At 56.6% G+C, this 22,437-nt stretch carries 21 protein-coding genes and 1 riboswitch; of the genes, 6 read left to right on the forward strand and 15 right to left on the reverse strand.

Annotated elements, in window-relative coordinates:
- Nucleotides 1-7 precede the first annotated feature (7 nt).
- On the reverse strand, nucleotides 8-574 hold the full coding sequence (locus ACEPPP_RS09765) for an NAD(P)H-dependent oxidoreductase (RefSeq protein ID WP_374086221.1): 567 nt from the start codon (nucleotides 572-574) through the stop codon (nucleotides 8-10).
- A 325-nt stretch (nucleotides 575-899) separates the two neighbouring features.
- Here ACEPPP_RS09765 and ACEPPP_RS09770 point away from each other — a divergent pair, with 325 nt between their 5' ends.
- On the forward strand, nucleotides 900-1,748 hold the full coding sequence (locus ACEPPP_RS09770; RefSeq protein WP_374086222.1) for an amidohydrolase family protein: 849 nt from the start codon (nucleotides 900-902) through the stop codon (nucleotides 1,746-1,748).
- Between the two features lie 55 nt (nucleotides 1,749-1,803).
- Here ACEPPP_RS09770 and ACEPPP_RS09775 read toward each other — a convergent pair whose 3' ends face one another.
- Together ACEPPP_RS09775 and ACEPPP_RS09780 are read right to left on the reverse strand one after the other, a co-directional pair.
- A complete protein-coding gene (locus ACEPPP_RS09775) occupies nucleotides 1,804-3,171 on the reverse strand; it encodes an OmpP1/FadL family transporter (protein WP_374086224.1) in 1,368 nt (455 codons plus the stop codon).
- 165 nt (nucleotides 3,172-3,336) lie between these two features.
- On the reverse strand, nucleotides 3,337-3,528 hold the full coding sequence (locus tag ACEPPP_RS09780; protein WP_374086226.1) for a hypothetical protein: 192 nt from the start codon (nucleotides 3,526-3,528) through the stop codon (nucleotides 3,337-3,339).
- A gap of 77 nt (nucleotides 3,529-3,605) precedes the next feature.
- On the opposite strand from ACEPPP_RS09780, the gene ACEPPP_RS09785 reads away from it, so the two are divergent.
- The 3 genes from ACEPPP_RS09785 to trmB all read left to right on the forward strand — a co-directional run bounded on the left by ACEPPP_RS09785 (nucleotide 3,606) and on the right by trmB (nucleotide 6,507).
- Nucleotides 3,606-4,685, forward strand: a complete 1,080-nt coding sequence (locus ACEPPP_RS09785; protein ID WP_374086228.1) for a 3-deoxy-7-phosphoheptulonate synthase — start codon at nucleotides 3,606-3,608, stop codon at nucleotides 4,683-4,685.
- A 3-nt stretch (nucleotides 4,686-4,688) separates the two neighbouring features.
- Entirely contained in the window at nucleotides 4,689-5,666 is a 978-nt protein-coding gene (gene thiS / locus ACEPPP_RS09790) for a sulfur carrier protein ThiS (protein WP_374086230.1), read from the forward strand.
- 154 nt (nucleotides 5,667-5,820) lie between these two features.
- The gene (gene trmB / locus ACEPPP_RS09795) at nucleotides 5,821-6,507 is read left to right on the forward strand and encodes a tRNA (guanosine(46)-N7)-methyltransferase TrmB (RefSeq protein WP_374090916.1); all 687 of its coding nucleotides are present in this window, start codon (nucleotides 5,821-5,823) and stop codon (nucleotides 6,505-6,507) included.
- 109 nt (nucleotides 6,508-6,616) lie between these two features.
- Here the strand turns inward: trmB and ACEPPP_RS09800 are convergent, their stop codons facing one another.
- The 4 genes from ACEPPP_RS09800 to ACEPPP_RS09815 all read right to left on the reverse strand — a co-directional run bounded on the left by ACEPPP_RS09800 (nucleotide 6,617) and on the right by ACEPPP_RS09815 (nucleotide 12,464).
- Nucleotides 6,617-8,557, reverse strand: coding sequence for a dynamin family protein (locus ACEPPP_RS09800; protein ID WP_374086232.1), 1,941 nt, complete (start codon nucleotides 8,555-8,557; stop codon nucleotides 6,617-6,619).
- Between the two features lie 203 nt (nucleotides 8,558-8,760).
- The gene (pyrE, locus tag ACEPPP_RS09805) at nucleotides 8,761-9,405 is read right to left on the reverse strand and encodes an orotate phosphoribosyltransferase (protein WP_374086234.1); all 645 of its coding nucleotides are present in this window, start codon (nucleotides 9,403-9,405) and stop codon (nucleotides 8,761-8,763) included.
- Nucleotides 9,406-9,437: 32 nt separating this feature from the next.
- Nucleotides 9,438-10,571, reverse strand: a complete 1,134-nt coding sequence (gene hemW, locus ACEPPP_RS09810) for a radical SAM family heme chaperone HemW (protein ID WP_374086235.1) — start codon at nucleotides 10,569-10,571, stop codon at nucleotides 9,438-9,440.
- Nucleotides 10,572-10,739: 168 nt separating this feature from the next.
- Nucleotides 10,740-12,464 (reverse strand): SWIM zinc finger domain-containing protein, encoded by a 1,725-nt coding sequence (locus ACEPPP_RS09815; protein WP_374086237.1) that lies wholly within the window; start codon nucleotides 12,462-12,464, stop codon nucleotides 10,740-10,742.
- A gap of 278 nt (nucleotides 12,465-12,742) precedes the next feature.
- A riboswitch (cobalamin riboswitch) is annotated at nucleotides 12,743-12,949 on the forward strand.
- 108 nt (nucleotides 12,950-13,057) lie between these two features.
- Between ACEPPP_RS09815 and ACEPPP_RS09820 the strand changes: the two genes are divergently transcribed.
- Nucleotides 13,058-14,923 (forward strand): TonB-dependent receptor domain-containing protein, encoded by a 1,866-nt coding sequence (locus ACEPPP_RS09820; RefSeq protein WP_374086238.1) that lies wholly within the window; start codon nucleotides 13,058-13,060, stop codon nucleotides 14,921-14,923.
- A 48-nt stretch (nucleotides 14,924-14,971) separates the two neighbouring features.
- Nucleotides 14,972-15,541 (forward strand): hypothetical protein, encoded by a 570-nt coding sequence (locus tag ACEPPP_RS09825; RefSeq protein ID WP_374086240.1) that lies wholly within the window; start codon nucleotides 14,972-14,974, stop codon nucleotides 15,539-15,541.
- A 60-nt stretch (nucleotides 15,542-15,601) separates the two neighbouring features.
- Here the strand turns inward: ACEPPP_RS09825 and ACEPPP_RS09830 are convergent, their stop codons facing one another.
- Genes ACEPPP_RS09830 through ACEPPP_RS09865 form a run of 8 tightly spaced genes read right to left on the reverse strand, consistent with a single transcriptional unit; the run spans nucleotide 15,602 to nucleotide 22,418 of the window.
- Nucleotides 15,602-16,099, reverse strand: a complete 498-nt coding sequence (locus tag ACEPPP_RS09830; protein WP_374086245.1) for a bifunctional adenosylcobinamide kinase/adenosylcobinamide-phosphate guanylyltransferase — start codon at nucleotides 16,097-16,099, stop codon at nucleotides 15,602-15,604.
- On the reverse strand, nucleotides 16,096-17,487 hold the full coding sequence (locus ACEPPP_RS09835; protein WP_374090917.1) for a cobyric acid synthase: 1,392 nt from the start codon (nucleotides 17,485-17,487) through the stop codon (nucleotides 16,096-16,098). The genes ACEPPP_RS09830 and ACEPPP_RS09835 overlap by 4 nt, the downstream gene beginning before the upstream one ends.
- Nucleotides 17,487-18,050 (reverse strand): alpha-ribazole phosphatase, encoded by a 564-nt coding sequence (cobC, locus tag ACEPPP_RS09840; protein ID WP_374086246.1) that lies wholly within the window; start codon nucleotides 18,048-18,050, stop codon nucleotides 17,487-17,489. Before cobC ends, ACEPPP_RS09835 begins: the two co-directional genes overlap by 1 nt.
- On the reverse strand, nucleotides 18,035-18,781 hold the full coding sequence (gene cobS, locus ACEPPP_RS09845) for an adenosylcobinamide-GDP ribazoletransferase (protein WP_374086248.1): 747 nt from the start codon (nucleotides 18,779-18,781) through the stop codon (nucleotides 18,035-18,037). The genes cobC and cobS overlap by 16 nt, the downstream gene beginning before the upstream one ends.
- Nucleotides 18,782-18,814: 33 nt before the next feature.
- On the reverse strand, nucleotides 18,815-19,648 hold the full coding sequence (locus tag ACEPPP_RS09850; protein WP_374086250.1) for a helix-turn-helix domain-containing protein: 834 nt from the start codon (nucleotides 19,646-19,648) through the stop codon (nucleotides 18,815-18,817).
- Nucleotides 19,649-19,684: 36 nt separating this feature from the next.
- The gene (gene cobT / locus ACEPPP_RS09855) at nucleotides 19,685-20,722 is read right to left on the reverse strand and encodes a nicotinate-nucleotide--dimethylbenzimidazole phosphoribosyltransferase (protein WP_374086252.1); all 1,038 of its coding nucleotides are present in this window, start codon (nucleotides 20,720-20,722) and stop codon (nucleotides 19,685-19,687) included.
- Nucleotides 20,706-21,365: a 5,6-dimethylbenzimidazole synthase gene (gene bluB / locus ACEPPP_RS09860; protein ID WP_374086254.1), complete on the reverse strand. Its 660-nt coding sequence runs from the start codon at nucleotides 21,363-21,365 to the stop codon at nucleotides 20,706-20,708. Before bluB ends, cobT begins: the two co-directional genes overlap by 17 nt.
- Nucleotides 21,366-21,404: 39 nt before the next feature.
- Nucleotides 21,405-22,418 carry an NAD(P)/FAD-dependent oxidoreductase gene (locus ACEPPP_RS09865; protein WP_374086256.1) on the reverse strand — a complete coding sequence of 338 codons (1,014 nt, stop codon included), beginning with the start codon at nucleotides 22,416-22,418 and terminating at the stop codon, nucleotides 21,405-21,407.
- Nucleotides 22,419-22,437: the final 19 nt, after the last annotated feature.

Below are 22,437 nucleotides of genomic sequence, written 5' to 3' on the forward strand. Positions count from 1 at the left end.
AGACTCCTTAAGCTATTTGGGATAATGGGATTTGTTCAGAGCGGACACGCGCCGCCACGACCGCTTGGCGCGCTGCCGCATGGATGCGTTCATTGACGACGGCATCGCTAAAGCGTGAGCCGTCATAGTTCTGTTCGGTGGCGTAGATGCCGGAAGGGACGGTTTGCGCACCGAAGAAGCCGAACAGCGGCCGCAGTTGATGTTCGATAATCAAGGCATGCTTTTCCCCGCCGCCGGTGGCGCCAAGAATCACTGGCACTTCGTTCAGCGCCTTCACATCCAGAAAATCAAACACATGCTTGAATAGGCCGGTGTAGGAACCCTTGTAAACCGGTGTGACCGCGACCAGGATGTCGGCCGAGCCGATAGAATCCAGCACCGCTTTGCCACTATCGCTCAGCTCGCCCGGATGGCGGGCAGGACCGAACACCGGACCCCACTCGGCCAAATGATGAGTTGTCACCTCGATCACCGCTTGCTGCTTGATTGCTTCCACGATTTGCTCGGCCAATGCGAGCGTCTTGGACGGCAGCCCTAGATTGCCCGAAACAACCACGACTTTTAATGTACTCATGTTGATTGCCTTTGTACGGTTGAAAAATCCCGATGCCTGCAACGCATCGGTACTGTACTTAAGCTTTAGCACCGACCATGCCAACTCGCAACCTATTGTTTTTTAAATGATTGATGAGCGCCTTATCGATTTGAATGCCGTTTTTGCAGCAGCGGATCACAACGATTGCCGCTGTAGCGGCAATCGTTGCGGGACATGCAACCGGCAAACCCAGCGTTAAGGCTGGGCAAGATCATTTGGCACAATACCTGCTGTTTCTGTCGCTTGAACACCAGCCGAAGCGAAGATCGCTTCAATACATGAGCCAAATCCGAGAACTGACAAGATGTCCAGACCGATAATCGATATGCGCAGCCGACCTGCGTTTCTGCATGATTTTTATGGCGCGACGCCGGCAACCCACGAATATGAAACCGCCAAATGGCTTAATCGCCGCTTGGGCTCCAAACAGGACGATCACTTTGCCCGCTCGCATACCCTGGATGGGTTTATCGAGGAAATTCGCGAAGCGGGAATCCGTCATGCGGTCGTCGTCGGCCGCGACACGCCCGACATCACAATCTCCAACGAGACTATTCGGGACATCACCGCGCCGCACCCGGAATTGATCGGCATCGCCTCGGTAAACCCGCAAGCGCTGGATAGCCGTGGCATCGCCGAAGCCATTGAAAAGGCCGTGAACACCCTGGGATTGAGGGGAATTAACATAGAGCCCGGATTCGGTGCGCCGCCCATTCAGGCCGATGATCCGTTGCTCTACCCGCTTTATGACGCCTGCAAACAACTGGGTGTGCCGGTGTTTTTAATGTCAGGGCCGACCACGCCGAATTTGGAATATGCCAATCCGGTCGCCGTCGGCAAGGTTGCCAGGGCTTTTTCAGGTTTGCCTATCGTGTGCTACCACGGTTTTTATCCGTATGTGAACGAAATGATCGGCGTCGCGTTTCGCTATGAAAACGTTTACGTCGTCCCGGACATGTATATTTTTCTGCCGGGCGGAAGCCTGTATGTGGAAGCGGCCAACGGTTTTATGAAGGAGCAATTGCTGTTTGGCAGCTCGTACCCGTTCCGGGCGATGGGGCAAACGCTCGAGGATTTTCTACGGCTGGGTTTACGGGAGGAGGTGCTGGATCGGGTGTTGTATCAAAACGCAAAGCGCTTGCTGCGGATTTGACCGGCAGGCCGGATTTGCCGAATAACCGCATAGCGGATTATTCGGCATCTATCCGTTAAAATTTGAAATTCGCGCCCGCCCCCAACGCCCATTCGCTGGCATTCACATGGTAATCGCCCAACGCCAGCGTGCTGCGGTCTGCGGTGCCTTCAAACGCATAGGCCGCAAACGAATCCAGTCTGAACTTGGGTGTGAAGGCGTACCCCACACCGGCGGTGACGGTATGCTCCCAAACGACCGGGCCTAATGTCGTTTGTACGACTTTAATCAAATCATTTTTGTTAAGCACGCCGGGAACACTGGTGTCCAGAGGCAGCGTCCCTACGCCTGTAAAGCCGCCCACCGTGCCGTTCGGTTCGTCGCGGAGCAACTTTGAGGCATAACTGTAGCCTGAACGGAATTGCCAATTGCCGAGGCTATATTGGCCGCCCAGCATGGCCAGGAATTGATCCTTGTAGACATCTTTATACAAGGACGATTTCGACCAGTTTTTCCAGGCGACGTCCGCCTCCAATAACAAGTTGGGCGTCGCATTGGCCGCGATACCCCAGGTGACCTCCAGCGGCTGCTCGAGCTTCACGTCCTGGTATGCCTGACTGCCGCCCACGGTGGTCGACAAGACGTTCTGGTAGTGGTACTGCAGAGGGGTCTTGACCGAGGCGCCCAGCTTCACGTCCTGTGTGAGCTGATACGTTGCGCCCAAGGCGCCGCGAATCGAAATATCATGGACGCTGGACGTGGTCCCGCCAAAATCGCCCGACAAGCCGGCGAGTCCGGTCGTATTCCCGGCAGTCCCAAATTGGCCCAACCCAAATCCTACCGTTAATGCAGCCCCTAACGACAAATCCGGTGTCACCTCATAAGCCGCCCCCACATTGGCGCTAAATGACAGTAACTCTACGTCCAAAGGCACTGTCGCCGCGCCGCCGAGTCCGGCGCCACCCAGCCCAAGCCCGGCGCCGGCATTGATCGGATGGGTGCGATAATCCGCACCCAAGCCGGAATCCACCCCGACACCGGCACCCAGGACAAAGCCGGGCAAGACTTCTCCGCTGAGAGCCACATCCGGCGCGATGTAATTCTGCGCCAGACTGTGGGATCGGTTGGTGAAGCCGTTATTGCTTTGATAGTTGTCCACATCCGGCTCGAGGATGGCGGCACCTAAGCCAAAATTGAAGCCTTTAAACTGAGTCAGGGTGGCCGGATTACCAAACAACGCCGCGGAAACTTCTTGCGGCTTGGTATAAGCCGCGCCGGCCATACCGCCGGCAATCGGTTTTGCAGACAAATTCAGGTCCGTTCCGGTATTCAACGCCAATACGCGAGGCGATGCCGCACTGGCTAGCGCCAATAACACCACCTGATTGAACCGCCATAGATTGATACGTCTGTCATTTCCGAAAGGAATCGATGCTGTGTTCATTGTTAAACTCCAATAAAATATTTTCAGGTATCGGCCACATCCGTTCAGCTTGTCCGAATAGGGTTCATAAAGGACAAACACGTTCTGCCTGAAAGCCTCTATTGCGAGCTTCATGCCAAACACAACCCATTGTTTTTTATATACAATCCTATAAAGTCTTGATCATTAATGCCGCGCCAGCAGCAATGCTGTAGAAAAATTGCCGCTCTCGGCGCAACCCGCCATCCCCTGTCGCGCGGATTCTCCACCGGAGCTAGAGTTCGGAAAGAGTTGCTTTTGACAGCTACCAGCCAATTCCTTGGGTATCCGTTTTCCGCCAATAGCAAGAGTGCCCTTGCTCAGATCAATCGTCAGCAAAGCTACCCCCAAACCGCCAAAAAAGAGTAAAATACGGGGTTTTAAACCGCATTCGGCTTTTGCCCCGCGAGTATCCCATGCATACAAAATACAAAACCGACGACCTGAGAATTTGCGAGACGAAGGAAGTCATCGCGCCCTATCAGGTGCATGATGAAATGCCGATTACCGACGAAGCGGCCGAAACCACCGCGAAGGCGCGTCAGGAAATTCATCACATTCTGACCGGCGAAGACGACCGTTTGCTGGTGATCGTCGGCCCGTGTTCGATCCATGACCCGGCCGCGGCAATCGATTATGCCAAGCGCTTGAAGGCGGTCAAGGACGAACTGGCGGAAGATTTGCTGCTCGTGATGCGGGTCTATTTCGAGAAGCCGCGCACCACGGTCGGCTGGAAAGGGCTGATAAACGATCCGGATATCGACTCCAGCTTCAACATCAACAAAGGCCTGCGCATCGCGCGCCGTTTGCTGCTCGGCGTCGCGAATCTCGGCATGCCGGCTGCGACCGAATACCTCGATCTGATTTCGCCGCAATACATTTCCGACCTGATTTCCTGGGGCGCGATCGGCGCGCGCACGACCGAAAGCCAGGGCCACCGCGAACTGGCCTCCGGCGTGTCCTGCCCGATCGGTTTCAAGAATTCGACCGACGGCACGATCAAGATCGCGATCGATGCGATCGGCGCGGCGATGAGCCCGCATCACTTCCTGTCGATGACCAAGGGCGGCCACTCGGCGATTTTCTCGACCACCGGCAACGAAGACGTGCACATCATTCTGCGCGGCGGCAACAATCGGCCGAATTATGATGCAGTCAGCGTCGAACAGGTCGCCGAAGGCCTGGTCAACGCGAAGCTCCGACCGAACATCATGATCGACTTCAGCCATGCGAACAGCCTGAAGCAATGCCAGCGCCAGCTGATCGTCGGCGAGGATGTCGCCGCTCAAATCGCCGGCGGCGATCACCGGATCATGGGCGTGATGATCGAAAGCAATCTGGTCGCGGGCAAACAGGACGTGGTGCCGGGCAAACCGTTGACCTATGGCCAGAGCATTACCGATGCCTGCATCAGTTTCGAGGATACCGTGCCGCTGCTGCAAAGCCTGGCCGAAGCCGTGCGCGAGCGCCGGTCGCTCGACAGCAAAGGAGTTTAACCGATGAATATTATTGTGAATGGCGCAATGCGCGAGTGCGCGGAGCACAGCACCGTCGCCGCCCTGATCGCCGAACTCGATTTGACCGGCAAAAAGATCGCGGTCGAATTGAACCAGGAAATCCTGCCTTATGACCAGTACGGCGAACGGGCATTGCAAGACGGCGACCGCATCGAGATCGTGCACGCGATCGGCGGCGGCCAGGACGACTTTTTTGTAATCGCCGGCAAATCCTACCGCTCGCGCCTGCTGGTCGGCACCGGCAAATACAAGGATCTCGAAGAAACCCGGCTCGCGACCGAAGCCTCCGGCGCCGAGATCGTGACCGTCGCGATTCGCCGCACCAACATCGGCCAGAACAAGGACGAGCCGAACCTGCTCGACGTGATCTCGCCGGACAAATACACGATCCTGCCCAACACCGCCGGCTGCTATACCGCCGAAGAAGCGGTCCGCACTTGCCGGTTGGCCCGGGAACTCTTGGGCGGCCATAAACTGGTCAAGCTCGAAGTATTGGCCGATCAACTGACGCTGTTTCCCGATGTCGCGCAGACCTACATCGCCGCCGAGCAGCTGGTCAAGGAAGGCTTCGACGTGATGGTTTACACCAACGACGACCCGATCGCCGCGAAACGGCTCGAAGAAATCGGCTGCGTCGCAGTGATGCCGTTGGCCGCGCCGATCGGTTCGGGCCTCGGTATTCGGAACCCCTATAACATTTTGACCATCGTCGAAAACGCGAAGGTGCCGATCCTGGTCGATGCCGGCGTCGGCACCGCCTCGGATGCGGCGATGGCGATGGAGCTCGGCTGCGACGGCGTGTTGATGAATACCGCGATCGCGGCCGCGAAAAATCCGGTATTGATGGCGTCCGCGATGAAAAAAGGCATCGAGGCCGGCCGCGAAGCGTTCTTGGCCGGACGCATGCCGCGCAAGCGTTTTGCTTCCGCGTCTTCACCGATCGAAGGCTTGTTTTTTTAAGCCCGTATTTTCGAACAGGGCAAGGTGCGCTCGACTGCATGGATGCAGGAGGTAGAGCAATGCAGGAGCAATTGCCGAGTGGCGTACCTTGCCCATGTCCCAAAAATCCGAAACCATCAGAAATGGTACGCACAGCGTACCCTACTACTTATCAATGCTGTCCGAAGTTAATTTTCCCCGCAAAATCCAAAGTTTCATTCGTCGTCAGGGGCGCCTGACCGCCGGTCAGCAGCACGCCCTGGATAACCTCTGGGCTGTTTACGGACTCGATCCGAACATCGATGTTGATTTTTCCGAGGTCTTCGGGCGTAACGCACCGCTCTGCGTCGAAATCGGTTTCGGCAACGGCGAGAGCCTCGCGAAGATGGCGGCGGCGAATCCGGATATCGATTATATCGGCATCGAAGTCCACCGACCGGGCGTCGGCCACTTGTTGATGCTGTTGGCCGAGAAGAATCTGACCAATGTTAGGATCTATTGCCATGACGCGATCGAGATCCTCGAAAAACGGGTGCCTGATGACAGCTTAAGCGGCGTGCATTTGTTTTTCCCTGACCCTTGGCCGAAGAAAAAACATCACAAAAGACGCATCGTGCAGCCCGGCTTTACCGAACTGCTATGCAGGAAGTTGAAGGCGGAGGGCTATTTTCATGCCGCCAGCGACTGGCAGCACTACGCGGAACAGATGCTAACGGTGCTGTCGGAACAAAAACGGCTCGAAAATGCCAGCCCCAGCGCCGACTATTGTCCGCGCCCGGACTACCGGCCGCTGACTAAATTCGAGCAGCGCGGCATTAAGCTGGGCCATGGGGTATGGGATTTGATTTTCAGGAAACTCTGAGACTATCTTCGCAGTCGCCCTTCGCCTTCCCCACCCCAGGAAGGGGTTAGGGAAAGTCAAGCGGGGCAAACATCAGCAGTTTTTGCGCCTAGCCGATGCGTGCAGACGATCACTTGTTGTCGAACTGCAAGCCTTCCATCCGCATCAGTTTGATCATCATCGCCAGCTCTTCGCGCTGCCTTCTGAGCTGTTTCAATTGCACTTCAAGCACGGCAATGCTTTCGGCGACGTTGCCTTTCGAGTCGTTGATCTTTCTGAGCATCAACAGGCGTCCGTCGATCTGCTTTTTGTAATCCTTGATTTGATGCATCAGCGGCGTCATCACGTTGCTGCTCCAGGTCGCCGCATCGTCGTGCGCCTGCTTCAGGATGTGCTGCGCCTTCGCGATTAAGGTGCCATAGAGCTTGTTGATCACGATGCTTTGCTCGGTCATCGTCGTTTTGGCGCTGGCGCGGAAAGCCTCGCCCTCGGTAAAGACCTGCTCCAGCTCGAATTGGTAGGTCGAAATCGAAAACAGCTGCGGCTCAATCTCGACAAAGCCGTATTCATCCTTGAATTTTTTGTGGATCGCCTTGACCAGGCGGCGGGTTTCATTGGTCAGATCGACCGATTCCTGCAACAAATCGCGCAACTCGTCGAACAACTTACGTATGTTTTGTTTCATGCTGTAAGTGGTCAGGCTCTTTGCCATGTCATCGCGGGTTCGATTCACGATCTCGTCGATTCTTTCCTTGGCGAACGAGTCGACCAGCATTTTTGCCTGCGTCAAGAACACCTGACGGCTGGTCTGGAAATTCTCGACCGTCGCCATGTACTGGTTCTGCTTGTCGCGCATTTCGGCCAGCAATTTTCCGGTCATGTCCTTGTTTTCGAAATCGATCTTTTTGACTTCCTCGAGTTGCGAAATCGAATTGCTGTAAGACGAATCGGTCAGGCTCAGCGACTCATTGACCATGAAGCCGATGTCGCGAATGATCGCATTCATCAGGATCGTCCGGCGTTCCTTCAAAATATCGTTGGCCAGATAATTTTCGAGCGTCGCCAGCCGGCTTCTCTCGAGCAAATCCGCATCGTTTTTGACCTTGGCCAGCAAGGCCTGCTTGGCCGATACCGGGAAAATGGCTTTTTCATTGATTTTCAACGTTTCGGCCGAAGACTTGATCTGCGATTGAATCGCATTTTGATAGCCTTTCTCGCCGGCCAGATCATCCCACATCGCGTCGATCTTGTTCATCACGACCGCGACGCTTTGCTTGCTGCCGCTGCTGGCCTTGAATACATGACTGCGCCACATTTCCAGATCGCTCTTGGTCACGCCGGTATCGGCGGCCAGCAAAAACACGATCGCCTGCGCGCTCGGCAGCATGCTCAGGGTCAATTCCGGCTCGGTGCCGAGCGCGTTCAGACCGGGCGTGTCAAGGATGGCCAGCCCCTCCTTCAACAAAGCATGCGGAAAGCTGATCAGCGCATGCCGCCAGCATGGGATGTCCACTTTATCGGGATTCGCATTGCCCTGCTCGGCAGCCTCGCGCTTGTTCCATAAGCCCAGCTTTTCGGCAAGCTCGCGCTCGACGGGTTTTGTCGCCATCAGCTCCATGAAGGCTTCCTGCATTTGCGCCGGCGAATTGCAGTCCAGTGGAATATGTTTCCAGCGATTGGGCTGTTGTTTCAGTTCGACCAGAGACACGTCTTCCAGACGCGATTCGATATTCAACAAGCGGATATAGCTGCCGCCCTGCTCGTCCCAAAACAATTCGGTCGGCGACATCGTGGTGCGGCCCGGCGACGAAGGTAATAATCTAAGGCCGGTCTCGGCAAAGAATAGCGCATTGATCAGTTCGGTCTTGCCGCGCGAAAATTCAGCCGCAAAAGCCAGCGTGATCCGGTCAGACTTCAAACCGCTCAGGATATTCAAAATCGTATTGTCGCTTTGCGTATCCTGCAAACCATAGCGATGACGCCATTGCTGATACATGTCGATCGTCTGTATCAGTTTTGCACGCCATTGCGAGTATTCGCGCATTTGCTCTTTAAATTCCAGATTCCTCATGGCAAGCCTTTTGTTTCTCAATATGCGTCTGTTAAGAGTCGAATGTCTGGATCAACAAGATGTTGAAATTCAAACTGTTAAGAAAACAACTCGCACAAACGGAAGCGCATGCGCTTCCGCGGGAGAGTTTGCTTTTAAGTGTAGACCATATTTGATTTTGGCATAGCTGGATGCTCGGTTTTTTGCCGCGATCCGAATTTTCGCTAGACCCCGTAGCGGTCGCGGTAGGCGGTGATGGCCTCCAGCACGCCGGGCAGTTCTCTGGCATTCTCGGTCAGATAGCCGATGATGTTCGCCAGCGTGATGATCGGCACGACCGGCATGCCGTAGCGTTCCTCGACCTCGCTGATCGCGGAGCGCTCGTCCAGGCCTTTTTCCTGCCGGTCCAGCGCGATCACGACGCCGGCCGGCGTCGCCTGGGCGGCGCGAATGATCTCGACCGACTCCCTGACCGAGGTGCCCGCGGTGATCACGTCATCCAGGATCACCACATTGCCTGCCAGTGGCGCGCCGACCAGCGTGCCTCCCTCGCCGTGATCCTTGCTCTCCTTGCGGTTGAACGCGAACGGGATGTCGCTGCCGGTCAATTCGGCATAGGCGATCGAGGTGGCGCTGACCAGCGGGATGCCTTTGTAGGCGGGCCCGTATAACACGTCGGTCTTGATGCCGGACTGGATCAGCGCCTCGGCATAGAAACGTCCGAGCCGCCCCAGTTTCGCGCCGGTATTAAACAGGCCGGTATTGAAGAAGTAAGGGCTGGTGCGGCCGGATTTCAATTGGAATTCGCCGAATCTCAGGACGCCGCATTCGAGCGCATAACGGATGAATTGTTGTTGATAGTCGTGCATAACGGTGATAGCTCTAAGGGTAGGTGAAAAAGTCAGGTGATGAAGTTCTGCAATACCGTATCCAGAAAATCCCAGCCTTTTTCGGTGCAGACATAGCGGTCATTCTCTAGGATCAGCAGATTTTGCCGGCAATTGCTCGACAAGCCGGGTTCCAGCGCGGCGGGCGCAAGACCTGTCGCCGCGACAAACGCATCCAGCGTGAAGCCTTGCTTCAGGCGCAGCTGGTTCATCACGAATTCGAGCGGCAACTCCTGCTCGGCGATCGCCTGGGCGCCGCCCTGCCCGTGCGTGTCGGCCAGATATTGCTCCGGCCCTCTCGGCTTGCTGGTACGGACGATGTTTGCCGGCAAGGCCAGCGAAATCTTGCCGTGCGCGCCGGCGCCGATGCCCAAGTAATCGCCGAACCGCCAATAATTCAGATTATGCCGGCATTGCCGTCCCGGCCTGCTGTAAGCCGAAATTTCATACTGCGCATAGCCGTGCTCGGCCAATAGCGCCTGACAGGCTTTTTGGGTCGCGAAAATCATCTCGTCATTCGGCAGTTTGGGCGGAAATTTATAAAAATAGGTATTCGGTTCCAGCGTCAACTGGTAAAACGAAATATGCGTGGGATTCAGGCCGATCGCGGTGCGAATATCGCTGACGCCGCTGTCTTCCGTCGCGCCCGGCAAGCCGAACATCAAATCCAGATTCAGATTGTCGAAGCCGGACTTTTGCGCGATTTCGACCGCGCGCAGCGCCTCGCGCGCCGAATGCACCCGGCCCAGCACCTTAAGAAAGGTATCATCAAAACTCTGGATGCCGATCGACAGCCGGTTGATGCCGAGCGCGCGAAACTCGGCGAATTTCTCGCTTTCGAAGGTGCCGGGATTCGCTTCGAGCGTAATCTCGATATCGTCTTTCAGCCGAAGCTGTTCCCCGATGCCGCGAAACAGACGGTCGAAGGATTCAGGAGAAAACAGGCTCGGCGTACCGCCGCCGATAAAAATGCTGTGAATGGGCCGGGTGATGCGATAACGCCGGATATCCTCGGCCAGATCGCGCAGCAAGGCGTCGACATAAGCCGTCTCGGGCGCGCCATCCTTGACCGCGTGGGAATTGAAATCGCAATAGGGACATTTTTTGATGCACCAGGGAATGTGCACGTAAAGGCTGAGCGGTGGCAATGACTATCGGGACAAATGATTGGAGAAGCGCGCAGTTTATCATGTTCACCGCCTGGAACGCTCCGGCAAATTCAACCGTCGACGCTGGGGCCAATCGGCCGCCGGCAGCCGTATTGCGCCGCATCGTGATCCCCACTATACGGCGCTATTGAAAGGCTTGTTAAAAATTTACAATGGCCGTCGGCTCACTTCATCCAGCAGCTTGATGAAGTTGCGCTTGGGTTTGAAGCGACTGCGCAACTCCGCCAGATAATCCATAAACTCGCGCTTTCGTTCAGGGCCGTTCAGAATGCTTTCGGTCCTCCGCACGAGTTTGATGGCCTCGGCATAGGCGGCATTGTTGGTCTGCTCGACGAGGGTCGGAATGATCTGCCGATACAAAGCCAGGGCATCGTCAGGACGCTCCGTTTCCAATCTGCCGGCCAATTCGATCAGCAAATTCCGATCGCGGACGCCCGCATGCGCCGCCGCCCAGGCATCGTCCAGGTTGTTTTCCCACAACGCGATGTGGAGCCGAACGGAATAATCGGGAGTGCCGGGCTGCGTTTTCCAGTAGCTTACGGCGGCGGCGCCTCCGGCAATGGCGTCGGCCAGTTTAGCCAGCGCGCGCTGCCGCTGTTCGGGCCAAACGCCGAGCCGATCGGCGACCGCATGCAGCTTTTTATAATGATCCAGGATTGGCCGCTCTTCAAACTGCACCCAGGTCAACTGCAAGGCTTCTTCGTTGCGTTGGCTTTTGAGATAAGCCGCGACCAGAAAATCGCGCAAGCGATTGTCGGTAGCAATAGGAAAAGCGTGCAGACCGCGTTCCGCCCATTCGAGCGCCTTGTCATCCCGGCCGTTAGCGGCCCATATCCCGGCGATGGTCAGATAACGGTAAGCCGTGCTCAAATCGCGCGCCTTGATCGCCACCAGTTCTTCCACGTTGCCGCTCGCTTCGGCCAGGAACTCCATGATGCGGGTGATACGGTAGCGCTGAAAATCATAAGGGCTGTCGCCGTCACGAAAACCGATCTTGGCCCATTCCGCCTCGGCCAGTTCCCGGTAACGGCGGAGGCCCGCCTCGCCCAGCAGGTCGCGGTAGGCGATCGCATTGATATCGCCGTAATCATTGGCAGGCGACATTTCCATCCGGAACAGCCGCTCCGCCAGCGCTTGCGGGTCCGGTTTCGCCAGCCGGCAGGCTTCCAGATGCAGATCGCTCAGCCGGTTCAGGACGCCGCCGACCTCGCCATTGGAATCGTCAAGGTTTTCGAGTGCTTTTGCTACGCGGACGATCGCATATTCGGCCAACTCCATCAGCAGAGGAGCATCCTCCGGCGTCGATAAGGCCGCTATCGCATCGACAACCTGATCGAGCTCCTCCGCAAAAGCCCCCGTTTCACCCCAGTCCAAAAAGCCGCGAATCTGGGTCGCCCTCTCGATGGCCGCGCGGTAGACTTTCGCGGCATGAGCGCCGCCGGCAACGGACTCGGCCTTGAGCAATAGCGTCCGGTACAGGCGATCATCCTGTTCCGCCGCGTCCATCAACCACGCGATCAGCAAGTCCGGAGACTGGACCTCCAAATAGTCGCGAATCGTGCGCCACGGATCGGGACGCTGGCCGCTGCCGTCTTCGTGTTCAGCAAGCCAGGCCAAACCGACCGCCACACAGTGTTTGCAGAAAAAACCGTCAACAGCGTTCGGACAGCTGCAATCGTGTGCAAGATAGTCCCCATCGTCCCGCAGTTCGACATGGTAAATTTCGGATCCTTCGACGCGCGCGCTGATTTTACGGCCTGTCTCGCGCAGCGGACCTACCTGGCCGTTCTCATAATACATTCCTCCACGCGCGAAAACGGCTGCGCCGGCCAGATTTTTGAGGATGTTGGGGGTGATGAGTTTGTTGAACATGGGAAAATTATATCGATTGTTGCGGCAATGGTTGCAATGTTAAACGCCAAAGGACGGCATTGGCCGTTAAGGACTTGATCAATAATAAAACCCGTTATTGTACTCATAGCTTAGGTCATTGCCATAGGCGAACGCGGCCAGTCGTACCCCGCGCCCGTTCCCAAGCTCAGGTTTGGGAACGGGCGCCGGCTGGTTTGCTTTTATGATGTAATTGGCCTTTGTGCAGAAAACTCTCGAAAAAACAGACATTTCATTGACATCTGCATCCCACCCTCTATAATTGCCGCCTGCTTAAAGGTTCCATTGATGCCATTTCGTCAATGATTAAACGGGAAGCCGGTGAGGAAACTCCAAGGCCGGCGCTGCCCCCGCAACGGTAAATAAGTTAAGCATCATCAACAGCCACTGTGCGCAAGCATGGGAAGGCGATGATGCAGGGAAACCGCTTATGAGCCCGGAGACCGGCCTGAAAGTATCACTCGGAACAGCGGCGGGCTGTCCACGACACGATCACGGCGGTTTTCCCGCCTGCCTGTGCGTTCGTCCTCCGCTGCGTAACTCACCCAAATGCGCGGGCGGCGCAGAGGACAACGATGCAAAAACTGCTTTTCGGTTCGCTATTGCTGGCGGCCTTCCCTACTCTTGCCAATGCCGAGAACACGGTTTCCGGCGATTCCACCGATCTGCCCGAAATGGTCGTGACCGCGACCCGCTCGGAAATCGACAAAAATGAGCTCGCCACGGCCAGCACGATCTATACCCGCAAGGATATCGAACGGCTGCAGGCCAAGACCCTGCCTGAACTCTTGAAAGGCACCACCGGCATAGACCTGACGCAACAAGGGGGCGACGGCAAGACGACCAGCGTGTTCATACGCGGCACCAATTCCGATCATGTCTTGGTGCTGATCGACGGCATCAAGGTCGGCTCTGCGACCTTGGGCACGACCGCGTTCGAGTTCATTCCGATCGATCAGATCGAACGCGTCGAAATCATTCGCGGCCCGCAGTCGAGCCTTTACGGTTCGGAAGCGATCGGCGGGGTGATCCAGATTTTTACCCGCAAAGGCGGCCAGAGCGAAAAACCCACGGTGACGTTGGATGCCGGCGGCGGCAATTACGATACGATGCGGACAGCCGGCACCGTCAGCGGCAAATGGCAAAACTCCTGGTATAGCGTGGGCGCATCACATTACAACACCCAGGGATTTAATACCCGCGAACCGGTAAAGGGTTTTTTCGGCGTCGATCAACCGGATGACGACGGTTATCACAACACCGGCGTGAATGCGCGCCTCGGTCACCGCTTTGCCAATAATGCCGAGATAGAAGCTTCTTTCATGCATGCAGAGGGACGGACCGACTTTGACGGCACCCAGCAGGACAAAGCCAAATTCATCAATGAGGTGGCTTCCCTCACCGGCAGCATGAACTTGTTCGACTTCTGGAAATCGACCGTACGTCTTGGGCACAGTTTTGACGACAACAATAATTTCGCCCCCAACGGCATCTTTGCCTCGCGTTTTTATACGCAGCGCTGGAACGGCACCTGGCTGAACGAGTTTTCCCTGACCGAAGACCATCAACTGCTGCTCGGTTTTGATGGCCGCAATGATGAAGTCGACAGCACGCAAAAGTTTAACGGCAGCTCCCGCTATGATTTCGGCGTTTTCGGCAATTTGCATAGCCGGGTTTTCGATGATCATTTCATCAATGCCTCGGTGCGCTGGGATAAAAATGAAGCCTTCGGCGACAATGTCACCGGCAACATCGGCTGGCGTTACAACTCGCCGATCGGCATCAGCCCTTTTGCCAGCTTCGGCAAAGCCTTCAAGGCGCCGACATTCAACGATCTTTTTTGGCCAAACACGGGCTTTGCCTTCGGCAATCCGAACTTAAAGCCCGAAGAATCGACGACAGCCGAAATCGGCGTCGCGGGCAACCATAAGAGTGTGCAATGGGAAGTACGCGCCTATCACACCAATATCGACGATTTGATCAACTGGGCTCCCGTGGATCCCGCGAATGTCTTTTCCCCGTGGACGCCCCAAAATACCAGCAAAGCTCAGATCGATGGCCTCGAGGCAGAAATCGGCACGCAGATTTTGGGCTGGAACGGCAAACTGAACATGACCTTGCTGGATCCGCAAAACCGGGAAACCAATAAACGCTTAAACCGCCGCTATCAAAAGAGCCTGTCGTTCGACCTGTCCCGTTCATTCGGACCTGTCGACGTGGGCGGCATGATTCTGGTGCAGGGCGACCGGTTTGACGACCCTCGCAATACGGTTCATGTCGATGGCTATGCCACGATAGACTTACGCACCGCCTACCACTTCAACAAAAACTGGATGATCAGCGCCAAGCTGAATAATTTACTGGATAAACAATATCAATTAGTAAATACTTACAACACCGCGGACCGCAACTTCTTCGTTTCTATCCATTATAATAACTGACCGCGCTCCGGACCTGCGCATAACCCGAATCACTTTGGAGATAATCTCATGACCACGACACAACGCCTGCAATCAAGGTCTTTGCCTATCGCGCTGATTGCGCTGATGGCGCTGACCCGCTTTCATCACTTCGGCGACGCACTGCATCTGCCCGACGCCTCGCTGGCGGTATTTTTCTTTGCCGGTTTCTACCGGAAAACCTCCTTGTTTGCATTTCTGTTGCTACTGGCGGGAGTGATCGATTATGTCGCGATCGCGAACGGCACCAGCGCCTGGTGCGTGTCGCCCGCTTATGTATTTCTGATTCCGACCTATGCGGTGATGTGGCTGGCCGGACGTTTTTGCAGCCGCTATACGGTGCTCGACTTTATCGGCGTATCATTGACCTTCGGCATGGTGATGCTTTCCGCATCGGCGGCCTTCCTGATCTCGAACGGCAGCTTTTATCTGCTTTCCGGACGCTACGATCCGCTCTCATGGAGCGAATATACCGCTCGCGTCGTTCAGTATTATCCGCCCTATGTCGGCTCGACCCTGCTTTATGCCGCGGCGGGCTTCGCAATCATCAAATTCCTGATCTACATGCCGACATTCCAAGGCCGTCAGAAAGCGCTTTGATTCGCTATACCCGCTCCCGGGGTGGATAAGCGCCAGCGCATCCACCCTCGCGGCGCCACTTTATTTCATCTGCAACTTCAAGCCCGCCGTGCAGAAGAACACCCGCTCGCAATGCGCCGCGATCAACTGCGCGGCCTTGCCGGACAAATCGACATACTGCCTGGCCAGCCGATTGTCAGGGATGATGCCGAGACCCACCTCGTTATGCACCAGCACCATGCTGCAAGGCAACTGCATCACCGCTTCCAGTTCTTCCAAGATTCCCGCAACCGAAACTCCGTGAAAGAGCTGATTGTTCAGCCACATCGAGATACATTCGACCAGCACCGGCCCTGGGCATTGTTGTAAAGCCGCCAGCAATTTGACCGGTTCCTCGATCGTGATGAACGCATCCTGCCTCCGCTGCTGATGCGCATCGATCCGCTTTCGCATTTCGTCGTCGATAAACTCGGTCGTCGCCAGGTAGTAGGGTTTGCGGCCGCCCGCCTGCTCCAGAATGTAGGCTTCCGCCAAACGCGACTTACCGCTTTTGACGCCGCCGGTAAATAAAGTCTTCATAACGCCGCCAAGATCCGGTCGATATCGACATGCGCGGCGACCATGTCGGCAAATTTCCGGATTTCCGCGTCACGGTATTCCGGATAACAAAAGCCCTGATAGGCCGGATGGATCGCCTTGAAATAGTCGGCGCGAAACCCGTCGTGATCGAAGACGCCGTGCACATGGGTGCCGGCGATGCGGCCTTGTCGATAAGACAAGGGATGAGCCTGCAGGCGGCCGCAGTGGATTTCATAACCTTCGACCGCCTCCTGCCCAAACAGCCGGTAGGCGCCGCGCGCGAGCCGCTTCGGGCTTTGATAGATCACCTCGTCATCGATCAGGCCCAGGCCTTCCTCGACACCCGCGACCTCGTGTTCGAGCGCGTCGGGATCGTGCAGCATCTTGCACAGCATTTGGTAGCCGCCGCAGAGTCCGAATATCGGCCCGTTGAATTTTTGCAGTTCCGCAAACAACCCTTGCCGCTTCAGCCAATGCAAATCGCGGATCACGGTCTTGCTGCCCGGCAACAACACCATGTCGAAGGCGGCCAGCGGGCGGTAATCGCGTATCACCTCGACATCGATCTCGGGATCTGCGATTAGCACATCGAGATCGTTATAATTGCTGAGCCCCGGATAGGCGATCACCGCGATCCGGATCTTGACCGCGCCGAGGCGCTGGCGGTAGTTCTGCAGCGACTGCGAATCCTCCATGTCGATGTTCAGCGGCTGGAACGGCACGATGCCCAGGACCGGCACGCCGAAACGCTCTTTGATGATCCTCTCGCCCTCATCGAAAAAACGCCGGTCGCCGCGAAACTTGTTCACGATCACGCCGATCAGGTTCGCTCGCAGGGTAGGGTCCATCAATTCCAGCGTGCCGTAGATCGACGCGAACACGCCGCCGCGTTCGATGTCCGCGACCAGGATGTTTCGCGTGTTGAAGGTCTTCGCGACAAACGTATTCGATAAATCCTTCTCCAGCAGATTCAGCTCGACCGGCGAGCCCGCGCCTTCGGCGATCACCAGCTCGAAGTCGCCTCTAAGGCCGTTGAACGCCTTTTCGACCTCGCTGCGCAAGGCGCCGAGATGGTCGTAATAGTCGGCGATGGACTGATTCCGAAACACCTTGCCGTTCACGATCACCTGCACCGAACCGTTGCCGTGCGACTTCAACAGCACCGGATTGAAGCGGCAGCTCGGTTCGACGCGCGCGGCTTCGGCCTGCAGGCACTGCGCCCTGGAAATCTCGCCGCCTTCGACCGTCACCGCCGAATTATTCGAGACATTTTGCGCCTTGAACGGCGCGACCTTGATGCCGCGGTCGGCAAAAATCCGGCATAAAGCCATCACCAGCGTGGTTTTGCCGGCATCGGAGCTGGTGCCAAAAACGGCCAAGGGTTTCATCATTTGTTCAGATAATCGATGTAGGTATAATCATGTTGGTGGCGCAGCTTGTGCACCGAGCCCGGATCGATGCGCAGTTGAAACGCATTCGCCAGCGGCAGGGTCAGCACATGCGCGAGCAAGGCGCGGATCGCGCCGGCATGGGTCACGATCAAAACCTGCTCATGCGACGCTTGCAAGAGGTCCTGCCAGAAATCGCCGATGCGTTCGTATAAGTCGGTAAAGCTTTCGCCATCGGGCGGCGCGGTTTCGACAAAATTTGCAGTCCAATGCCTCAGAGTTTCGGGCTCGATCGCGTCAAAACGCACCCCTTCCCAGGCGCCGAAATTCAGCTCGATCAGGCGCTCATCGGTCGTCACCTTCGCCGACAACCTTTCGGCCAGTTGCGTACAACGCCTCAGCGGACTGCTGAACACCGGGCAGTCCTCGGTCAATTCCGGCAGTTTTTGTCGCAGCGCCGACAGGTCTTCGCTGAAGCTAGCGGCCAAAGCCACATCGCTCTGCCCGTAACAAAGCCCCGCTTCGGTCGCGGCGCGGGTATGGCGGATCAGGTAGATGTCCATAGGGCGCTGAGGCTCAGATAAAACACCGTTTCGCCGACCTGCTGGCAGGCGCCGAGGCAGTCGCCGGTATAGCCGCCGATGTGGCGATCAAAATAATGCCCCAGCCAGAGAGTGGAGAGCACGACCGGAATGACCGCCAACAGGCAATTGCCCGGCAAGAATATAAACGGTAGCAAGGCCATACTGGTGGCAAAAAAGAGATCGGAAAACCCGAGACTGAACATCGCGATGCCGCTTTTGCTGTTTTCGCTGCGCGCGTAAGAGTAACTCCGCATCAACCCCAGCGGCATCAGCCGACTGATGCTATGCCCAGCCAATAAGACCCAGGGCACCATCTGCGTTTGCAACGAACCGAGCAGGCTGATCTTCATCAACAGCAACAGCAAGAGACCGAGCGTGCCATAAACGCCGATCGCCGAGTCCTTCATGATTTCGAGGATACGCTCTTTGCCGTAACCGCCGCCGAACCCGTCGCAGACATCGGCGAAGCCGTCCTCGTGAAAAGCGCCGGTCACCAAAATACCGGTGATCGATGCGATGATCGCCGCGGTCGTTTGCGGCCAGAGCCCGGCGGCCAGATAAAATGCCGCCCCGGACAAGGCGCCGACCAGCCAGCCGATCGCCGGCAGATACACCGCCGCTTGCGGCAATTGTCGGTAATCGAGATTTTTGGGACACGGCAGGCGGGTATAAAAACCGAGCGCCAAGAAAAAAAGTTTTGGATGACGCATGTCAGCCGCATCCGCCACGACAGGCCTGCATGTTTATTTGCCCCGTTTCCAGCGTCCGGCAATAAAATCCAGCGCTTCCTTGATATTCAGGTCGCGGGTCGCGCCGCCGGTGCGCACATAGAATTTTTGCGAATTGCCTAGATCGATGAACACCGGCCGGTTCGCCGGCGAAACGATCAACCGGCACACATGCCTGTCGTCGATCACATGAAACAGCACATGCACGAAGGAACAGAGATCGGCGCCCAGATTCGCCGAAATGGCGGTCATCACCGCCTGTTCAAAGCCATCCTGATCCGGCTTCTTGAGCGTCTGAAAATCCTTCTCGAGGCCGATGATCTCGCCGTTGTCGGCAACGCCGATCAGCAACGTCCCGCCTACATGGCTGTTCAAAAATCCGGCCAGCGTTTTCAGAATCACGCCCTCCAGCGAACGATTGATGCGCGACTCCGCCATGTCCCAGCGCAGCGACGATTTAAACTCCAAATAGGGACCTTCCCCCTGGCGAATGATCGAAGGCAAATCCTTATCCAGTTCCGCTTTCAAATAATCGATATGGACGACGCGATTATGAATGAGCGTATAGAAAGCCAAGGACAAGAGTCCGATCAACGCGCCGATTTCCGCATAAAAAGCCAGCAGCATCAAATTGCCGTGCGAAATCTTACCCGTCAGCATGTCGCCGACCTGATTCAACATAAATTGGACTGACGAAAGCGGATCGGAGGATGACTCGCGAGCGCTGATATAATCATAGCTTGGCGCCAGAACAAAAACACCGATAACGGCGCCGGCCAGCCCCGCCAACAGATAAAGCTTCATTTGTTGACGCCAGATCGTCAATATCAGCAGGAAGAATCGTTTCATGCGTTCAATGCGTGCGAGGTTCAGTCCAAAAGAAAGTCAATCGCGATCCACCCCGGCCTCATCAAACGTCGCCATCTCATTCAAAAAAACCACCGCCGATAACAGTAAAGGATAAGCCAGCGCAATGCCGGAACCTTCGCCGAGACGCATGTCCAGATTCAGCAAAGGCCGAGCATGCAGGTGATCCAGTAGGGACCGATGTCCCTGTTCACCTGACATATGGCTGAAAACGCAATAATCAAGCACGGCAGGGTGCAATCCGGCCGCCGCCAGCAAGGCGCTGCCGGCGATGAAGCCATCGACCATGATCAGCATGTTCAGTTCGGCCGCCTTCAGATAGGCGCCAACCATCATCGCGATTTCGAAGCCGCCGAATGTCGCCAATATCTCGCTCGGGTCGGACAGTCCCGGATGCCGGGTTAACGCCTGCTGTAATATCGAGACTTTATGCTGCAACTGCGCATCATCGAGGCCCGTACCCCGGCCGACGCAGGCCTCCAGCGGCAAACCGGTCAGGCAATGCATGATCAACGCCGCGGACGAGGTATTGCCGATGCCCATTTCGCCGAAGCCGATGCAATTGCAGCCCTGGTCCCGCTGCCTCAAGACCAGCTCGGCGCCCTTGGCGAGTGCAATGGCGCACTGTTCTCGGGTCATCGCGGGCTGATCCAAAAAATTGGCGGTTCCCTTGCCGATGCCGGCATCAATCAAACCGGGAATCGCTGTAAGATCGGCATTGACTCCGGCATCGACGATCAACAAATCGATTTGATGCTGCCTTGCAAACACATTGATCGCCGCGCCGCCCGCGGCAAAATTGGCGACCATTTGCGCGGTGACCGCTTGCGGATAGGCGCTGACGCCGGAACCGGCCACGCCATGATCGCCCGCGAACACGAAGATGCAGGGCTTGGTCAGGGAAGGCGTCAGGCTGTTTTGGATCAGGCCGATTTGCAGCGCCAAAGCCTCCAATTGCCCCAAGGCGCCGAGCGGTTTGGTCTTTTGGTCGATTTTGGCCTGCAAGGCCGGCGCCAGCGCCCGTGACAAAGGTTGAATATCAAACATTTGCGGCACGGCCATTCCAGCGGTTTTCGAACAACAGATCATCAAGCGGCATCCGCTGGGCCCAGTGCGCCTCTTCCAGCATCGGCTTGTCATAAAACCGTTCGACGTGGCCCAGACACAAGATAGCGACCGGATGACTGTCCTCAGGCATCGCCAGCAATTGTTTAACATCTTCAGGCTCGAACAGCGAGACCCAGCCCATACCGAGTCCTTCCGCCCTGGCTGCAAGCCAGAGATTTTGAATCGCACAGGCCAGCGAGGCGAGGTCCATCTCGGGCAGGGTGCGGCGTCCGAACACGGCTTTCTCGCGCCGGTCGCATAAGGCCGCGACCATCAAGACCGCGCAGTCGAGAATGCCTTCGACCTTCAGCTTCATGAATTCGTCCTCGCGCTCGTGCAAGGCCTTGGCGGTGCGCCGCCGCTCCTGCTCGACCAGCGCATGAAGCCGTGCGCGCAAGTCATGCGCGGTGATCTGAATGAAACGCCACGGCTGCATGAAGCCGACGCTCGGCGCATGGTGTGCGGCATCGAGCAGACGCCTCAGCAATTCGGGTTCGACCGGATCGGGCAGGAAATGACGCATGTCGCGGCGCTCGTAGATCGCCCGATAGAGCGCGGCGCGCTCCGCGTCGGAATAACGGTGTTCTGTCATGGGATCGATAAGAATCGAGCGTCGCGCTAGAGGCAATGCTCAAAGATGATAAGGATGCGCCGCCTCGAAGCCGTGCACCTTCGCCTTGGTGGTAAAAACGGGCGGCATCCAGCCTTCCTCTTCCTGCCCGGCCAGGAAACTGGCGAGCCAGTTCGCCTGGCTGCGGATAGGCAGGATATAGGCGTACAGCTTGCCGTTCGGCAGTTCCGCGACATCGCCCAGCGCATAAATATGCTCGTCGCTGGTCTTCAAACACTCGTCGACCTTGATGCCGCGGCCGACCGCAAGCCCCGCCTGTTCGGCCAGTTCGGTGCGCGGCTTGAAACCGCAGGCCACGATCACCGCGTCGAATTCGGCCGCCGCCTCGGTCAATACGCAGACCTTGTCGCCTTCATGGGCGATGCTCTGCACCGACTGATTCAACAACACGTCGACGCCGGCATGATTCAGGTTTTCGAGCAGCGACAGCGAATCTTCCTCGGCCAGTTGACGTTCCATCAGGCGGCCCATCGCGTGGTACACCGTCACGCTGTCCCCCGAAACGACCAGATCGGATGCGAGCTCGCAGCCGATCAGGCCTCCGCCGATGATCGCCCAGTCAGGCTGACGGTTTTGACTCAGGATGCCTTGGCGAAACTTGCGTAGCGTCTTCAAATCGGCCAGGCTGTTCAGGCAAAAAAACAGGTCATGATACGGCCTTAAAGGCGGCGGGATGAACGCGGCCGAGCCTTGCGCGATGATCAGCTTGTCGTAGCTCAGCGATTTTTCCTGGCAGGCGCCTTCCAGATCGACCACGCGCGCGTCAGGGTGAAGCGCGGTGATTTCGGCGCCGCTGATGATGTCGATACGATTTTCACGCAGCGCGGCGAACGGTTTCAGGATAATGGTCTCTTCGATCGTCTCCTTGCTGAAACCGCGCGACAGCAAGGGCCGTGAATAATAACCATCGTTCTCGTGGGTGACAATGGTGATCTCCGCGTCGGGGTTCAGCGCGCGATACTTCTCGGCAAAAGTCACGCCGGCAATCCCGGAACCAATAATCACGACTTGCATGTTCAATCTCCAGATACCC

Origin of the sequence: Methylomicrobium lacus, assembly GCF_041897535.1 — a bacterium.
Taxonomy (GTDB): Bacteria; Pseudomonadota; Gammaproteobacteria; order Methylococcales; family Methylomonadaceae; genus Methylomicrobium; species Methylomicrobium lacus_A.

Coding starts and splice junctions, on each gene's coding strand:
- ACEPPP_RS09770 (WP_374086222.1), top strand. CDS start 900: ATGTCCAGACCGATAATCGATATGCGCAGCCGACCTGCGTTTCTGCAT.
- thiS (WP_374086230.1), top strand. CDS start 4,689: ATGAATATTATTGTGAATGGCGCAATGCGCGAGTGCGCGGAGCACAGC.
- cobC (WP_374086246.1), bottom strand. CDS start 18,050: ATGGACATCTACCTGATCCGCCATACCCGCGCCGCGACCGAAGCGGGG.
- ACEPPP_RS09775 (WP_374086224.1), bottom strand. CDS start 3,171: ATGAACACAGCATCGATTCCTTTCGGAAATGACAGACGTATCAATCTA.
- ACEPPP_RS09765 (WP_374086221.1), bottom strand. CDS start 574: ATGAGTACATTAAAAGTCGTGGTTGTTTCGGGCAATCTAGGGCTGCCG.
- cobS (WP_374086248.1), bottom strand. CDS start 18,781: ATGCGTCATCCAAAACTTTTTTTCTTGGCGCTCGGTTTTTATACCCGC.
- bluB (WP_374086254.1), bottom strand. CDS start 21,365: ATGACAGAACACCGTTATTCCGACGCGGAGCGCGCCGCGCTCTATCGG.
- ACEPPP_RS09825 (WP_374086240.1), top strand. CDS start 14,972: ATGACCACGACACAACGCCTGCAATCAAGGTCTTTGCCTATCGCGCTG.
- ACEPPP_RS09850 (WP_374086250.1), bottom strand. CDS start 19,648: ATGAAACGATTCTTCCTGCTGATATTGACGATCTGGCGTCAACAAATG.
- ACEPPP_RS09865 (WP_374086256.1), bottom strand. CDS start 22,418: ATGCAAGTCGTGATTATTGGTTCCGGGATTGCCGGCGTGACTTTTGCC.
- pyrE (WP_374086234.1), bottom strand. CDS start 9,405: ATGCACGACTATCAACAACAATTCATCCGTTATGCGCTCGAATGCGGC.
- ACEPPP_RS09800 (WP_374086232.1), bottom strand. CDS start 8,557: ATGAGGAATCTGGAATTTAAAGAGCAAATGCGCGAATACTCGCAATGG.
- ACEPPP_RS09830 (WP_374086245.1), bottom strand. CDS start 16,099: ATGAAGACTTTATTTACCGGCGGCGTCAAAAGCGGTAAGTCGCGTTTG.
- ACEPPP_RS09835 (WP_374090917.1), bottom strand. CDS start 17,487: ATGAAACCCTTGGCCGTTTTTGGCACCAGCTCCGATGCCGGCAAAACC.
- ACEPPP_RS09820 (WP_374086238.1), top strand. CDS start 13,058: ATGCAAAAACTGCTTTTCGGTTCGCTATTGCTGGCGGCCTTCCCTACT.
- ACEPPP_RS09815 (WP_374086237.1), bottom strand. CDS start 12,464: ATGTTCAACAAACTCATCACCCCCAACATCCTCAAAAATCTGGCCGGC.
- ACEPPP_RS09785 (WP_374086228.1), top strand. CDS start 3,606: ATGCATACAAAATACAAAACCGACGACCTGAGAATTTGCGAGACGAAG.
- trmB (WP_374090916.1), top strand. CDS start 5,821: ATGCTGTCCGAAGTTAATTTTCCCCGCAAAATCCAAAGTTTCATTCGT.